At 64.3% G+C, this 15976-nt stretch carries 12 protein-coding genes; 1 reads left to right on the top strand and 11 read right to left on the bottom strand.

What is annotated here, in order from left to right; genetic code table 11:
- Nucleotides 1–98: 98 nt before the first annotated feature.
- A complete protein-coding gene (locus L3Q67_RS26755) occupies nt 99–977 on the bottom strand; it encodes a hypothetical protein (RefSeq protein WP_499184226.1) in 879 nt (292 codons plus the stop codon).
- Between the two features lie 1015 nt (nt 978–1992).
- A complete protein-coding gene (locus L3Q67_RS26750; RefSeq protein WP_499184225.1) occupies nt 1993–2676 on the bottom strand; it encodes a hypothetical protein in 684 nt (227 codons plus the stop codon).
- Between the two features lie 261 nt (nt 2677–2937).
- Between L3Q67_RS26750 and L3Q67_RS26745 the strand changes: the two genes are divergently transcribed.
- Entirely contained in the window at nt 2938–3387 is a 450-nt protein-coding gene (locus L3Q67_RS26745) for a helix-turn-helix domain-containing protein (protein WP_499184224.1), read from the top strand.
- A gap of 238 nt (nt 3388–3625) precedes the next feature.
- Here the strand turns inward: L3Q67_RS26745 and L3Q67_RS26740 are convergent, their stop codons facing one another.
- From L3Q67_RS26740 to L3Q67_RS26700, 9 genes are all read right to left on the bottom strand, one after another.
- Nucleotides 3626–4084 (bottom strand): WhiB family transcriptional regulator, encoded by a 459-nt coding sequence (locus L3Q67_RS26740; protein WP_499184223.1) that lies wholly within the window; start codon nt 4082–4084, stop codon nt 3626–3628.
- 588 nt (nt 4085–4672) lie between these two features.
- A complete protein-coding gene (locus L3Q67_RS26735; protein WP_499184222.1) occupies nt 4673–5146 on the bottom strand; it encodes a macro domain-containing protein in 474 nt (157 codons plus the stop codon).
- 292 nt (nt 5147–5438) lie between these two features.
- Complete coding sequence (locus tag L3Q67_RS26730) at nt 5439–5828, bottom strand: hypothetical protein (RefSeq protein WP_499184221.1); 390 nt, start codon at nt 5826–5828, stop codon at nt 5439–5441.
- Nucleotides 5829–5944: 116 nt separating this feature from the next.
- Nucleotides 5945–7798 carry a DEAD/DEAH box helicase gene (locus L3Q67_RS26725; RefSeq protein ID WP_499184220.1) on the bottom strand — a complete coding sequence of 618 codons (1854 nt, stop codon included), beginning with the start codon at nt 7796–7798 and terminating at the stop codon, nt 5945–5947.
- A 405-nt stretch (nt 7799–8203) separates the two neighbouring features.
- Entirely contained in the window at nt 8204–8668 is a 465-nt protein-coding gene (locus L3Q67_RS26720) for a hypothetical protein (RefSeq protein WP_499184219.1), read from the bottom strand.
- Complete coding sequence (locus tag L3Q67_RS26715) at nt 8655–9089, bottom strand: PDDEXK family nuclease (RefSeq protein ID WP_499191647.1); 435 nt, start codon at nt 9087–9089, stop codon at nt 8655–8657. The genes L3Q67_RS26720 and L3Q67_RS26715 overlap by 14 nt, the downstream gene beginning before the upstream one ends.
- 253 nt (nt 9090–9342) lie before the next feature.
- Nucleotides 9343–9795 (bottom strand): hypothetical protein, encoded by a 453-nt coding sequence (locus L3Q67_RS26710; protein WP_499184218.1) that lies wholly within the window; start codon nt 9793–9795, stop codon nt 9343–9345.
- Between the two features lie 142 nt (nt 9796–9937).
- Nucleotides 9938–13123, bottom strand: coding sequence for a hypothetical protein (locus L3Q67_RS26705; RefSeq protein ID WP_499184217.1), 3186 nt, complete (start codon nt 13121–13123; stop codon nt 9938–9940).
- Nucleotides 13124–13422: 299 nt separating this feature from the next.
- Nucleotides 13423–15345 carry a DNA primase family protein gene (locus L3Q67_RS26700; protein WP_499184216.1) on the bottom strand — a complete coding sequence of 641 codons (1923 nt, stop codon included), beginning with the start codon at nt 15343–15345 and terminating at the stop codon, nt 13423–13425.
- Between the last annotated feature and the right edge of the window lie 631 nt (nt 15346–15976).

Genomic DNA, 15976 nt, shown 5'->3' with positions numbered 1-15976 from the left:
TCGTTCGGTATGGGGTTGGTGAAGGACGATCAAGGAAAAGCGGGGCCCGCGCACTGCGCTCAGGTCAGCACGCGGGCCCCGTCGATGATCGGCACGAATCAGCCCTGAAAGGTGATCCCGGCCTGCTGGCCACTCGCGCCGCTCTGGTTATCCCAGGGTCCCTCGGCCCCAGCCCCGACGGCGGCGGGCGCGCCTACGGCCGAGCCGGCGTCCCTCAGCGCTGCGTTCTCGGCCTCGAGCCGGGCGAGCTTCTGCTCGGCGGTCTCGTCGGCCTGAGGCTGGGCAGCAACCGGCGCCGGGGTCGAGGCAGCAGGCACAGGCTGCGGGAAGACCAGGTCGTCCTCCACCTCTGCGCCGACGGCGTCCTCGGCAGCACCGAGGGCGCTGCCGCTGCTCGGGGTCTGGACCGCATGGGGCGGGGTGTTGAACACGATGCCGCGGGCGGCGAGCTCACTGGTGGCGACGCCGCCAGCGGTGTAGTACCGCGGAGTTTCGTGAACGATCACCTGGCTCAGTGCCAGGCCGCGGTTGTTGAAGTCTTTCGGCTTGTAGACGCGCAGCACGAGGGTGACGTCGAGTCCGTGGGCGAGTTCCTGGCCGCTCGTGTCCTGGTCGAACGTGCCATTACCTGCCGCGGCCGGGATGGCGATGATCGGCAGGTTGGTTCCCTTGGAGTCGATCGAGTAGTGTGCGCCGGTGTCCGGGTTCTTCTTCGAGGTGTAACGGCGTTCGGAGACGAACCGCTCTTCGAGCGTGGGGTTCGCCGGGTCGCTGAACTGGACCTCGGCCCCGGTGATGGTCGCGGTGGTGTGCGGCTTGCCGACCGGGCTCATGCCGTTCTGGACCTTGCGCTGATCGCTGGCGGCGAGCGCCTTGCCCTCAATCGGCTGGGTGAGGCGGGCGAAGGCGAGCTTGCCCCGTATGAAGACGTTGGCCCCCTCGGTGAGCTGGCTAGCGGTTACGGAATAGTTGGTCATGACGATGCTGTTCCTTCTGTTCGATGTCACTCAATAGCGCTTTACTTACTCGGCAAATAGCTTCCGAACAGGACATTCGGTCAATATTCGATGGGCCGATAGTTATCAGTTAATGACGCTCACGATAGGTTGCAGATGCGACCCAGGCGAGCACGGGGATAATAAACGAAATTCACAGAAACGGACTTCGACCGAGGCGACTCTCCTGTCGAACCACGCCGGATCCATAAGTTCTCATGCGTGGTAACGGCAGTGAACCCGGTCGACGAAAGTAACGGCATCCGTCCGCCGCTACTTCATCGCGCCAACATCGGCACCCTCAGGGGGCGGCAGCGCATCCCCGGCAGCAGGTTCCGTCCCCGAGTATCCACCGTCGGACACTGTCCCATCCCAGGTCGTGAGCGCCTCGCCGCAGCCGCGATCACCTAGCCTGCGTCATCGCGGACAACAGACGCGACAGTACTCGTGTAGCCCAATTCACCAGGAGGCTGGATTTTACGGAATTGCTCCTCTTATCGCGTCCGTCGTGTTTGTTCCCAAGTCCCCGTCTGCTCGTCAGGACGACAGTCTGGGCGGGCGCCCAGTCGGGGCGGATCAAGCAGGAGGCACAGCACCCCGCCGGACATCGCAACGATCATTGCGACACCAACAACGAGGAACATGCTGACCTGCCTGTGAGCCACGGCCTCACCGTCTACGCCATTCAAAGTCAGCAGGAGCCCGGCCCCAGGTCGCCCGCTTCGCCTCGGGATACCTTGCACTCGACCCTTAAGAATAGGCTGGCTTTCCATGCCGAGTAGACCCGTCAAGCGCGTTCGACTCACTGGGGCTGGATTACCACGAACTCCACCCGGGGCCGGCGTAAGCCGGTCCACCTCGTTTCCATCCCTGTGCGAGCAAACTCAACCGAGCACCTATGTGACCGCAGGCGCTGGATGAGACGATCGGGCCCCGCTTGGCGCACACACTCGGCTAGTCCTGCCGAGCTTGGAGACGGAACGGGAACGCCAATACATCAGCCCGTATCTGACTCCGGCGGTTCATCCGAATCTTCCGTGTCTGAGACCTGTCCGAGCAGGAAACCGCGAGCCTGACCGCTGTTCAGCATGTCACCCAGATGGGCCAGGAATACGGCGCGCTGGGTGGCCCGCCGGTCTGCAAGAGGATCATGCTCCCGCAGCACCTGCAAGTCGACAACCCAGCCATCCTCGCGGGCGATGGCCTGCTCGAGTTCAGACCCCTCGGGGATCTCCATGCTGGTGAAGTCGTGGTCGAATTCGGGCGTGATGTCGAGCCGCTGACTCGGCTCGTCGACGTCGAGAGCGTCACCGCTGACGAACGTGCCCTCACGGTCGAAGGCAGCGAGCGAAACCCGGTCAACCCTCGATGTGTTCTCCACGTGGACAGCCGCGATGGTTCTGTCGGCGAGGAATGAGGTGTGGCCGAAGCGCTCATGCACTCGAGCCCTGGCCTCATAGCACCACATGATCCTTCGCGCTTCGTCGAACCCGCGGAACCCGCATGATCCGGACGCTTCGGACTGGGTTCGATCATCGCGACGCTCCGTCATCAGCGAACCTCGCTCACCATCGCCGACGGCGACGCCTGCCACCCAGGACGCGCGTTCGACAGACAACCGGCACCGCCAGGTGCCTGACCAGCCCGCCATCTTGGCGCCGATCCTCGTCGGCGGAGCCATCGTCCGGCCACCATCGCACCGGTGTTGATCTTCATCAAGGCGCCTCCCCGCGCTCTTGCCGCCCACGCACTACCGCCCCGCTGCCAGTGGTCATCAACGCGTTCCAGCGAAGGCGTCCCAGGCGAAACTTTACCAAGCCAGTCCGACATACTGGACTGATCTTCGCTCGATAGTAACGAATTCAGGGACATCGGGTCAACTTTTGGCCTACACTACGACCAAGGAGTCCGGTATTCTGGACTGCCGACGAGAGGCTGTGTGGTGTCCGAAATCGATCACGACATGCAGAACACGACGGCTGGTGAGGAAGGCGAGTCGTTCGCCGTGCTGCTGCGCCGTTTGATCAGCCTGCACAAGCATCACGATGGCCGCGCTTACTCCGTGTCCGATCTCGCGAAAGACCTCGAACACAACCCGAGGCGGATCTCCCGGGCGCACCTGTACAACCTGGCGAACGGCACTAACGAGCCGAGCTTGGAGGCAGCCCAGACGCTTGCTGATCACTTCGGCGTTGAACTGGGGTACTTCGACCGTGGCGCGCGAGGCCGTGCTCTGCGGGACCAGTACGCGCGCCCGGAGACGCTCTCCCGCCAGCAAGTGCAGGAGGTGACCTTGCGAGCAAGCAAGCTTTCGAGCGAGCAATTGCGCACCGTGCTCGACTACATCGACTTCCAGTCCAGCCGACAGGGCGCCGCTGGTAACGCCGAGTAGGATCGGTGCAGTCACTGGCGCAGTCAGCTCATCAGGTGTCCGAGGAGCCGAGGTCTCCGAACGCCTGGCCTCACAGCAAAACAGGGATCACGTCGCCGTCGCGATGCGCATCGACGGGCGGCAAGCCCCGTGGCCGGCGGGAACCACGCTGCGGCTAACGGCTGGCGGGGGAAGGCCGCATGTGGGCGCTCAGGGACAGGCGAGGGGCGCGACGTTGCTCGATCTCTGCATCCCGGCTTCAGGCGGCCGTGCCGGGCTTCTCGCCTGCCTGAGCACGGTGCCTCGCGAGCGCCCTGTACACGGTCTGGTCAGCGATGCCGAGCTTCGCGGCGATGGACGGTACGTTGATCCCCCTGCCAGTCATCGCGACGATGACGTCGTCACGCTCCTGCCTGCGTATCTGGGCACGGGTAAGGGACTTGCCGGGCAGGCCGCGCCTCACACGGTGGCGTTCTTGGACGGAGAGGCCACCCCAGACGCCGACGCGCTCGTCGTTGCGCAGCGCGTAAGCCAGGCATTGCGCCCGAACCTCACATCGAGCGCAGACGCGCTTCGCCTCCGCGGTGCTGCCACCGTTCTCGGGGAAGAAGACCTCCGGATCTGTCTCGGCGCAGAGAGCAACTTCCCACCAGCTCTGATCGAGGTCCATTTCCGGGATGGCCGCTTCACCTTCGGCTTCCGGTGCGGTGATGCTCACACGATGCCCCCTTCCGAGGTCGACGGCGCGGTCGGGGAGGTCACCGAGCCAGTGCGTGTTCCCCGGGGTCTCCCGTTCTGTGAGATGGCCGGGCCGGGAGATCCCGACCGGTGTGGCGTCCTGCGCGTAGCCGTTCTCACATGGCTGGATGACTGGGTGCACCCCACTGCGCAGATGCCGCGGGTGCCGATCGAGGACGGGGTGCGACGGTCGAGGTGCCGGCTCTGTGATGGGTGCCAGAACGGAAAGGCCCCGAGGAACGGTTGTCCTCGGAGCCTCTTCGCCTGTCGCATGTGCGCCCGGGGCGGCTACGCCGCCCGCCGCCCCGCCTCCCCTTCGCTGGGCGAGACGCCCTGCGCGACCAAGCACGCCTGCCCGCCCCGGCCCGAGGCCAGCAAGGGTGGATTCCGGCTGTCGTCGCTGGAGGGCACCGCTGGTCATTACGTCGCCAGCCACGCCGCGGCGGATCGACGTGCCGCCGGGCCTCGATGGTCAACAACCCGTCGCGCGGGCATGGACGTGCCTGGAAGTGCAACCAGCCTGCGAGTTGCCCGGTCGAGGCAGGGTTCGTGATCCAGGCCGAGTCGGTCAGTCGGTGCGTATCGGCAGGTACAGCCGGACGTCGACCTCGGCAAGCGCAGGCTCGAGCGCGCGATGAATACGCGGCTGGACCTGGGCCCAGTCGAGGCCGCCGAGTCCGCAGCCGAGGGGCGGTATGGCAATCGAGTCGATCCGCTCACTGTGCACGAGCTGCACAAGCTGCGGCAAGGCCTGGTCGATCCACTCGATCTGTGAGGGATCCCGCCAGTGGTCTTTCGTAGCGACATTGACGATCAGCGGGATGCCGGCGCGAGAACCTCGTGCTTCGCCTCGCCAGGGGCGTACCGAACCCGGTCGGACGAGGCCGCGCCGGCACTGCTCCTGGTAGCTGGCGTACATCGCCGGCCAGCGGTGTTTGAAGGCCAAGGCAATGCCCTTGCCCATGACGCCCACGCAATTGACCGTGTTGACGAGTGCCTCGGCGTCGTCGTCAAGCAGGTTCCCCATCTTCTCGATGATCACGGAAGGGTCCTTTCTGTACTGACGGTCGCCGGCGACGTCGCAGGACTCATCGTTCTCCCCTGTTCGGCGGGACACTCTGGGCCCCCAAGGATTCGCCGCGCTGGTGATCCCGCACGGCGCCGGTGAGCCTGTGGGCCACCGTGGGTGTTGACCACAGGAGCTGGGCCGTGCGGGATGCCGACGACGGCGCTCCCGTGATATCCAGGTTGCTGATCGTCGCGGCCGCGACGGCACCGGGACAAGGGCTGGCCATGAACGAACTTGTTCTGGCCACGGTCGTCGGCGTGAGGTCTTAGCGCTCGCTGTCCGCCGTCGTGGCAGCCGGACTCGAGCTCCCGATGAGGTCGATGAGAGCGACGATTTGCTCCTTCCGCTGGATCAGCGTGTCGCGCTGAGCGCTGCGGTCCTTGAAAAGGGCTCGGTGCTTGTCGCAGCACGTATCGAGCGGGCCTGGAGTCTTGTCCTCCCGATAGCCGCTGAGATAGTGGTCCGTCTCGGCGGCCTTGTCGTACAGCGCGTTCAAGACGATGCGGCGTTGGGTTTCGTGCAGCGTGATGGTGATGTCCGGAACGGTGGTCGTCATCGCGGGTTCTCCTCGCGGTCGGGTGTGATGTCCCTGCTGCAGAGCACTTCCCGCAGCCAGAGGAACATCGGTGGGCTCAATCGTGATGCCGGTGAGCATGGCTGCGTTCTTCGCGGAGCGGCGGGTGAGGCAGCACGGCCGGCTTCTTCCTCATGTTCGGCTGTGGTGGCACCCGCGGCTGTGGCGTCGCAGCTGAGCTGGCTCTGGTCGGGTGTTCAGATTCGCTCGGAGATCCAGAGGTCGTTGAGGTCATCCTGGATCTCGTCCTCCAGGGCGGCGAGCAGCAGGAGTTCACCGGAGACGGCGTCGAGGAGGTTGTCCTGGACCCGCTTCTTGTCAGCGAGGACGCCGGGCATGCGCTCGTCTTGTGTGCCTTTGGCGATGAGCCGGTAGATGTTGACGGGCCGACTCTGCCCAGGGCGGTGAAGTCTGCCATTGGTCTGCAGGTAGTGCTCGAGCGAGAACGGCAGTGTGTACCAGATCATCGTCGAGCCACCGTGCTGCAGGTTCAGCCCGTGGCCGGCGCTGGCCGGGTGCACCAGCATCACGGGGATCTGCCGGGCGTTCCATCGGCGGACCATGTCACGTGAGCCGTCGAAGGCTTGTGCGTCTGCGCCCGACTTGGTGAAGCGTGCAAGCAACTGTTCACGGTCGGAACGGAATTGGTAGGCGATGAGCACGGGCTCTCCGCCGTTGTTGCGCACCAGGTACTCGGTCATCTCGAGCTTCTTGTCGTGGATGACCGTGTACTCGCCCTTGGTCGATGGCTCGTCCGGGTCGGCGGTGTAGAGCGTTCCCGAGGCGAACTGCATCAGCTTGCTAGTGAGCACGGCCTGGTTGTCCGCGATGATCGATTGGACGTTCTGGGTGAGCTGGCCGTCCTCACCGAGGTAGGTGTTCACGACGTCGAGTACGAGGTTGCGCCTGAATTCCCTGTATGCCTGGATCAGGTCCGGCGGGAGCGTGACGTTGACGTCGTGGATGTTCAATCCTGGCACGGCCAGTGAGGTGTTCTTGGCGCTCATCACCAAGTGCGAGATTGCCTGGTGGATTTCCTCTTCGGCGTCAGCTGCGGGAATCCACTTCGCCGGTATCGTGGTGCCAGGCACCATCTTCGGGACGAACCAGCGATCGCGGAACTCCGTGATGGTTGTGCCCAGCGCCTCGCCCTGGTCGAGCAGGTAGACCTGGCTCCACAGGTCGTGTAAGCCGTTCGGGCTTGGTGTGCCGGTAAGTTCGATGAGCCGGTGGATCGCGGGCCGTACTTGGGCAAGCGCTTTGAAGCGGCTGCTCGCATGGGACTTGAAGCCCTGCGATTCGTCGATGATGACGGTGGGAAAGGGCCAGATGATGGTCTGCTGGCCGTTGACGTCCCGGATCGGCATCTGGTCGACCAGGCCGAACCTGCATTCGATGCAGCCTGCACCGGAGCAGACACGGCAGTGCTGGACCTTCCTTGTCACCACCTTGGCCTGGTGCAGCTCCTGAATCCCGGCACGGATCGTGCTCTGGGCCGGGATTGTGCGGCCAGGCTGGGTGCCAACCAGGTTGCGGTATTCAGTGATCAGCTCGTCGCGGGTGAGCGGTCCCCGAGCCCGCAGCAAACCCAGGATCTCCGCACTCTCGGGTGAGATCGCCGGCCCAGCTGGCGCACACGCTACTGCCTCGATCAGCCCGGTTGTCTGGCAAGGCTGAGTGAGCAACTCCTGGTTCACGAAGTACATCGTCGGCGGATCGGTGAAGACTTCTCTGAAACGCGCGAGACGCTTCTCCCTCGGCAGCTTCCGGTCATGATCGTCGACGATCAGCGACTTCGTCCTGATCGGGAAGCCCCACTTCTCGATCTCGTCGATCCAGGTCGACCGTGCGATCGCGACGGGCGCAATCGCCAGGATGTGGCCCATCGGCCGTACCGTCTGCAATACGCGGAGCGTCGCGAGCGTCTTGCCCCCGCCCACGTTGATCCATGCGCCGGCGAACGGGCGGGCGGCGACGAAGTCGTGAATCTGTTGCTGGTGCGGCTCCAGCACAGCGGGAGCCGACGACGGGCGGGGCGTGATGATGGTCATGTCTCACGACCTCCTCGCGAGTGGTGTTGCTTGTCGGGCGGGCGATCGCGATGTGCAGGACCTCTGCCCGAGCTTGCGCCGGACATGAGGCTTCCGCGGCACGCGGCTCTTCCCGTTCGGCCTTCTCCTTTGCGATAGGCAGCTTGTTGTCACGCCAGCTGATCCATGGCAACGGGTCTCGATGCTGCCGCTTTCCTGCGCTGGCACTGGGTTTCGGAATCAGCTCCTGTTTCGTCGCCGGGATCTGCCACGGCGGGCAGGGCATCGGAGCGATGGCGCTGTGGTGCTGAGCAGGCGCGGACAGCCCGCCTGAGTTCCTGTTACAGGTCCGACTACCGTGCTGCGCAGTCATTCCCGCGATACTGGTGTGGGTCCCGGGGAGGCTCGAGGAGGCGCGTCCGCGGCTCAGGTCACGGCAAATACCGGTCTAGCGTCCGCGTCGAAGGTGATCTCGAGCGGTTGGTCTGCGGGCAGCCCTTCGGGCAGGTCCGCATACCATCGGGAAAACGCCGCTCCGTGTTCGACGAAGGCCTGCCTCACCGTCATCTGCTGTGATTGCTGCGGCGTCCGGTGTGCTGCCGGGGCATCCGGGTTGCCGCGGTGCTCGGCGATCAGCCGGCGCAGGTCGGCCCGCGCGTTCTGGGCTGTCCTGTTAGGCGATGTCAGGTTGCGCGACACCGTGATGGATCCCCCTGCGTTGTTGCGCAGGACGCAGTGGCCCTTGGCGGAGACGCGGCCAAGGCATCCGATCTCCATTGCCTGGAGGATGAGATCTGTGGCCTCCTTGTCGAACGTCGTGAGCTCGTTGCGGGTCAAGCGGCGGAACGCCTGGGGGTGCGGTTTGTTGGCCTTGGTTCTACGTTGCGTCATGGGCGTGCTTTCGCGGGCTTGTGTCGCATTCCCGCGGCGACATCGTCGGTATTCGCGGCCTCATGCTGCCGTGTCGCGTGGAGATGGGTCTTGACGGTTCCTTCTGTTGATCGGGTGGACCGCACCCGCCGCGGCGAAGGCGCGTGACGAGGTCGTCGACCCCGACCTCATCGTCGATGACGTGGACCTCGGCGCCGAAGCGTCGCATCTTGGTGTGGACACCGCGCTGACGCGGATCGAGCTGCTCGCCAGGACGCTTGAGTTCGACAAAGACGGTGCCTGCGGTGGGAGTGATGACCACGCGGTCGGGTACTCCTCCGCGGGCAGGTGAAACGAACTTCATACAGAGAAAGCCGCTCTCACGACATCTCCGCAGAAGGTGCCGTTCGACTGCCTTTTCGCGTTGGCTGTTGGTGCTCATCATGGCCGCTGTCAGTTCTCCCTGTCGGTTTCACCTCACGAGGCGATCCGTCACTCGGTGAGTTTACCCAGTGTCGCCCAGAACGGTCGGAGCCGATGAGCTGCATTTGACCGCCTTTCCTCGAGCCGCGCCAGTATCGCTGCACACGAAGGCAAGGTCGCAGGATGCCCCCTTTCGAGATCTGGGACTTCGTGAACTGCGAGGTGCGGCTGGCCCTCGGGTTCAAGGCCTTTCGACCACAGATGGCACGCGCTTACGCATGCCCGGTGATCCAGCCGTTGACGTAATCACGCAGCCACTTATGGCCGTCACGGTCGCGGTCGGGTCGGGAGTATGGGGACGATGTTACCCACGTTGAGTTCCCTGTCGTAAATGTGCTGACGGGTACACCGTTGTCGTCCATAGCCGGAACGCCGCCTTCGTTGCGCGACCCCTGATGGGCGGTCGACAGCGACCAATCGCTACCGCAATCGGCGCCAGAGATGCTGTATGCGTCCCGCCCGGCGTCAATGTGAAGAAGGGCCTTCCCAACGGCGATAGAAAGACACCCAGAGGCAAGCCCTTGACCGGCATCTTCAAAGATGGCGAGCGCGGCACCGAATGGCTCTTCCCAGACGCGAGCGTCGTCTCGCTTCTCGACATCTGCCTTGATGCGAGCGATGTTGTCGCGAGCCGCTTTGAGATTCGCGTCGATGTTGTTGGCCATGTGACGCTCCTTTATTTCTTGATTGCGCGGTGTAACTGGTGAAACTAATGCCAGTCACCCGGAAATACAAAAGGCGAAGTGTGAACGTCACCGACAAACGGCGCGACGCGCGTCCGGCGGTGCTGCCGGTTACTGGATTGGGTCAGATCGGAGTGTTCATCCAGTTCTTGGTGAATGTCTCGCCCAGCATCCCGGTGTAGACGTTGAGGTCGAGCGCGGCGATGAGCCGTGTGACGTACGCGGCCGCCAGTGCCTGGAGGTCGTCGTTGATGACAAGCATCGGCCAGGAGGGGTCGATGCCGTTGATTCGGCGGACCACAACATCCTGGTCGTCGGGCAACAGGGTAAGGCGGTCGGATGTGCTGGCCTCGGCGCGGGTTTTGGCCCAGCCGTGGTGTCGCAGCATTTCCAGGGCGATCGGGTCGCGTCGAACGCCGGCGGAACCGCTCGTGCGACGTTTGCTCTGGCTGGCGGCGGTAACCTTCCACGCGCCCGCGTTGTGCAGGCTGACGGCGCCGGGGGTGCCGTCCTGGACGATGAAAACCCGGTTGACCATCTGCAGCGCCCTCGGGTTGGTGAGCGTGGCGTCGGTGTCTGTGCCGGCCTCGGAGCCGCCCGCCACTGGCTCCGCGGCGAACGGATAGGTGATCGAGCCCCGGGAGGCAGCAATGACGTTCTGGAAGAGCAGGAGTGTCCCAGTCGGGTCTTCCGGGCGGATCGCTTCCTCGATCATCTTCCGGCCCAGGGTGGGGTCGAATGGTTCGGCGAGAGCCGACTCTCCCCTGCTGACCACCGTCTGCAGGTAGCGCACCAGAGCCACATCGATCACCGCTGGGTGGGCCAGCGACTTCGTCGGTGTCGGGCCCGCATGGCAGGCCAGCGTTCCGCCGGAGGCGGAGATGATGGCGCTGTCGGCGACAGTCCGGCCTTCCTCGGGCGCGGCCAGCTCGAGTCGGTTGTTCGAGTCCTTGCTGATGAGGAACATCAGCTCCGGTTCGATGTCGATGCCGATAGCCGTCTGCTGTTCGGTGAGCACGCGGTTGTTGGTTGTCTCGTCGAAGCCGTTCTCGTCACCGACGACTGAGTAGAGGCCGTCGGTGTTTGTCGAGATGATTCGCGCGCCGGCGAGAGTCTGGGCCTGCCCGATCCGCCAGCTGAACAGTTGCCCGAGGATGCGCATCGAGATGATGCGGTTGTTCATCCGGATCGGGGTCCTGTGCCCGGCGTCGCCTGCCCCCGAGGCCGCGTTGAGGATCAGCTTGGTGCCGTTCCTCAGCGTGTTCAGTCGTGTCTTCTGCTCTGCGGACAGTCCCGGCTGTTTCATCTCGTGGCCGTAGCGCTCCTTGTCGAAGAAGATCTTCGCGTAGCGGTCCTCGCCTAGCTCGGGGTTGTAGAACGCTCGCATGTTACGCAGCAGGTTCGGGTAGTAGCTGGTGAAGTCTTCGTGGATGACGAGACCGGCGCTGGTACGGGCGAATTTCGGGTGCAGTTTGGTCGTGCCGTCCTCCTTCGTCGCGAAGAGGGCTGGGGCCTTCGTGGCGGGCCCGTCGCGGTAGGTGACCTTGGTCACGGTGGTATTCGCTAGGACGACCCTGCCGTCCAGGACAGTGCCATCGGGCAGGGTCACACGCAGCGCCTCGGCACCGGCGCGCTGCGTCGCCAGCAGCGCGGCCGGGTCGGGAACCTGGGCTTGAGCGCGCGTGACCTGCTCGGCCTGGACGGGGTCGTCCTTCCTGGGCTTGCGGTACTTCACCTTCTGCGGGTCGGAGCCGAGCAGCACGAGCCGCTTATCGACCGCGGTGCCGTCGGGTAGCACGAGGCGGTTGTGCTGGTCCCTGGCTTCGGCGACAAAGTTCCTGGCATCGGGATAGAACATCCTGGCCCTGCGGAGCATGGAGTCCTGCTCGATGTGCTCGATCCATGCGGCAGTGAAGACCGACATGTCTGCCTCTGCTCCGTGGATACCTCCGGTGGAGAAGGTGGCGAAACAGGACGATGGCGAGGCGTCGGGACGGAAGTACGGCACGTTGTTCGGCGCTTTGGGGACCTCGCGCACCGACCGAGCAGGCAGGGAGAACTTGTTGCGGTATTCCTCGGAGTCGTTGAAGTTCTGCCCTTCGATCGAGCGGTAGTAGTCGACGACGTGCATGAACTGCCGGTGTGCCGCGGCCTGTGCCGGGGTGACGGCCGGGTCTCTGGCAGGGTCGGGTGCGACGTTTTCCTCGAAGAAGCGCACGCATTCGTCGAGCACATTGACGGGCTCGACGCCGCGCTCACGCGCGATCTCGGGGGCCGGGTACATGAACGACACTGCCTCGATGTCATTCAGGGCTGTGTACGGCGCGAGGATACGGCCCACGAACTTCGCTGAGGACGAGTCGATGGTCAGGCGATCGCGGCGCACTGTCCCGTCTCGGTTGTAGACGGTCTCGGAGTACTGGGCGAGCAGGCCGACCTTGAGGTCGAAGTTGTTCGCGTAGGCCGGGTGCCGGAACAGCTGTGCCAGGCCAAGGCAATCGGAGACATTGTAGGCTAGCAGTTCGTAGAGCTGTTCGACCCCGGCGAGCGAGGTGTTGTGGCTGAGCTTGTCGGACTCTTTGATCTGGTGACCGAGCATGCCGAGCAGCCGCTTGAGACTGACCTTGAACTGCAGTTCATTGAGCCGGGCCACGTCCAGGTGCCGGCCGGAGTGCAGCATGGCGCGCCGGATCTTGGCGGCCGGGCCGTCCCAGCCGAGGTAGCCGGGCATGTACTCACTGTGTTCGTTGAACAGCCGGTCGTTGTGGTCGCGCATCGAGCGGGCCGTGGCCGGCTGGAACAGCCGGTCGGAGCCGGGGTTCGGGAATGCCTCCATGAGGTACAGCGCCAGCATGGTGGTGTCGTAGTTCAGCGAGTTGTAGCCAGCGAGGAATGGGTGCGCCATCGGGTCGTACCCGGGATCGGTGTCGCAGACCGGGCGCAGGGCGGCCGGGTAGCCCGATGTCTCGCCGGGGTCGTTGACCTGGTCGGCGTTGGAGAGCCCGGCGATCGCGGCGAGCCTGTGGTTGCTGTTCTCGTACCGCAGATCCAGGAAGCGCAGCTGGGTCCGGGGGAAGGCGGGCAGGCCGGGGTTGCCGGCGAAGATGGTGCGGCCCAGTAGTTGATGGTCGATGTCGTCGGCGAGGTTGGTGCCGCCTGTGTCGTCGACGAGGTAAAAGACTTCGAGCCCGCCGGAGCCGTCGGGGTGGGGCGTGTAGGCGCAGAGGGTGAAGGCGTTCGACAACGACTCGATGTCGTAGAAGGTGAAGAGTGCGTTCTCGACGGTGACGGGCGTGCGCTGCGTCGTCATGCTGGCGGGCCTCTTTCCGTCGTGCCGGCTATCACGGCCGGAGTGGAGTTGTCGGGAGACGGCGAGCTATCGCGGCGGGGTCGCCGACAGCGCCGGAGCAGTGAGTCCATGAGCCTCGAGATCGTGGCGAGGGTCGGGGCCTTCGCTGCGGCTTCGGTGATGATCGGAGGGTGAACGATGGCCTCGGTGCCCCGCGGCTCCGGCGCGCCCTCGGCGCGTACCGGGTCTGTCCGTCGCTGCTGCTGTACGTTCTCGGTAACGCCCGGCACAAGGCAGGACGGTCTTCGGCACGAGTGTCTTCACTCTTGTCCTGCTGTGGCGTCGGTGCCGACCGGGGGTATCGGGCCTGCGTGCCTGAGCAGTCCGCGGTAGCTGGCCTGCGGAACCGGCTGGGATCGTTTTGTCGGGTCCGTGCCGCTGTAATTCGGGTTCGTCCATTTCTTCAGCTCGTACTCGGCGATGAGGATTTCCGGTGGGTCCATCATTTGCCCGGGGCGGATCTTGCGGTTCTTGTCCGGGCAGTACCACAGGGGGTCGGTCCGGACGATTGCCACGAGGTCGGCGATGAACTGCTTGTTGCTCACCGGTGACCCTGAGGGGGAAACTTCGGCGAACCAGGATTTGTACAGGTCGTAGAGGAAGGTGAAGGGCGCGAGGTCCCAGGTCAGGCGTGCGCGGAACTCCTCCCAGAAGGCGCGCACGGGGTCGTTGACTTCCTTGTACTCGGCCAGGACCTTCTTGGTCGCCACGGGCTCGGAGAGCTGGTAGTAGTTGCCCGGGTCGGCGGCACCGGCCTTATTGAGCACGTACCACAGGGCGTACTCCAGCACCTCGCGCCGCTGGAGATAGTCGTCCTTGATGTACTTGCGCTCCACACCGGTGAAACTCTTGCAGAAGGGCACGAACAGCTGACGCCGATAGAACGACTCGGACTTGTCTTTCACACGCGGGAACTCGTTGAGGCACTGGACCATGAAGCCGAAGAACTGGTAGGCGATCGGCATCCGGTACTTGCGGTTGATCTGGATGACGTCGTTGGTGACGATCGCCTTCAGGTTCGCCGCCTTGTCGATGAAGGTGCCCACATCGTTCTCGTCCACGATGATCGCGCTGGTGCGTACTAGTGGTTCGAGGGCGAAGTCCTTGCCGAAGTCCGACAGTGGGATCGACGTGTGCGACCGGGGGCCGCACAGGTTGCGCATCAGCGAGCACAGCGTGCCCTTGCCGTTGTTGCCCTGCTCGGAATAGAACCAGGCGGTCTTGCCCCACGAGACGTGCGGCCGGATGATCGCGCCGATGATCTCCCAGAGCAGTTCGGGGATCCCGTCGTCGTCGGAGAGTTCGCGAACCCACGACTCGATGTCCCAGTCCGTGCCGTCGACCGGATGTGTGATGACCGGGCTATGGGGTGCATCGATGTAGTCGATATGGCACTTGGCCAGGAAGACCAGTGCGGGGTCGAAAGGGATCAGTGATTTGGGTTCCAGGTGAAAGGGCTTGCCGGCGACGGTGACGTCCTGGGCCTCGCGGCCGTAGTGGAAAACGCCGTTGTTCACCGCGATGAGGTCACGGTGACTGCACTGGTGGGTGCGGGGCGAGTCCTCGCGCAGGACCGCGAGCACCTCGGCGAACTCTTTGAGCGTGAGTTGGGTGTTGTACTTGCGCGCCGTGGTGCGGATGTCGTCCTCGCTGGTTGTGTAGGTGCCACGGGACCTGCCGGTGGCTTGATACATCGCCAGCAGGTCGTACTCGCGGTCGGTGTCCGTCGCGTTGGGTGCGATGCGGATGACATGGTGCAAGCGCAGCAGGATCTGCGCGATCTGCCAGTAGGTCAGGAACCGGAGCAGCGGCAGCTTCTCGGGTGCGGTACTCGCCTTGGCGTTCTCGGTTTTGCAGACGCCGTTGACAATCGCCAGCAACTGCTTCTCGAGGACTCTCCCTGACGGTGCGTCGGCGAGGTCGACGTGGTCGAGGTAGACCGCTGTGGCGTGGGTGACGATCTCGTTCTGCGGGGCGATGCCGCGGTGCCCGGCGAAGTGGTTCATGACGCTGTCGAAGACGTCAGCCACGGGGTTGCCCGGCATGGCGTCGCGGTCGTCGTCCGATGGTGGCGCGGAGGCCTCAGGGGTCGTCATGCTGCTGCTGTCTTTCTCGATCGCTTCGAGGACCAGCCGGCGGGAGCGTGGGAAGCCGGTTGGTCTCGTAATCGAATAGGAACGCAACTCAACCTTATGTCATTCGAATACTCTTTCGCAACGAGTCGAATGTCTATCGGCCGTGGGACCACGAAGCCAGCCGGGCGGGCAGCGACGGCCAGGAGACTGCTTGGAGGCAGACTGGAGGTCGTGATCGAGATCGGGACGGCTCGCCTGCCCCGCGCGAGCGCGGGAGTGCGGGAGTGCGGGAGTGCGGCCCGGCGCGGAATCGGGAGTTCCTGAGGCGTCCAGCTTGGTCACTGGATTCTCGTGGTCGATCACGCGCCCGCGGGCGGCGTGAGCCGCCCGGCGTCCGGTCGGGCTCGGGCAGGAGAGTTCTTCTGACCGGCCGGCTGGATTCGTGCCGGTCCGGTTCCACGGACAGTCGCATACCCCTGCGGGGTTATCAGCGGGTGTACCACAAGGCGTGGTACACCCGTTTACACTGATCAGGACAGGAAATTCGGACTCTTAACGATCGGTGTACCACGTGTGGTTCTGCACGTGGTACACACGTTTAGCCTGACCAGGTAGGGTTTCTATACCCCCAGTACCAGATGTACCACATAAAATAGGGTAGATCCACGTGCACGAAATAAGGGAGCCCGGGTGGCATGACCGGTTCGGCCAGGTCGTGTCGCGCACACCTGTAAACGGC

This window comes from Saccharothrix sp. AJ9571, from assembly GCF_021725495.1.
Classification (GTDB): domain Bacteria; phylum Actinomycetota; class Actinomycetes; order Mycobacteriales; family Pseudonocardiaceae; genus Amycolatopsis; species Amycolatopsis magusensis.
Note: the sequence above shows the minus strand (reverse complement) of the source record. Positions and strands in the feature narration are given on the sequence as shown.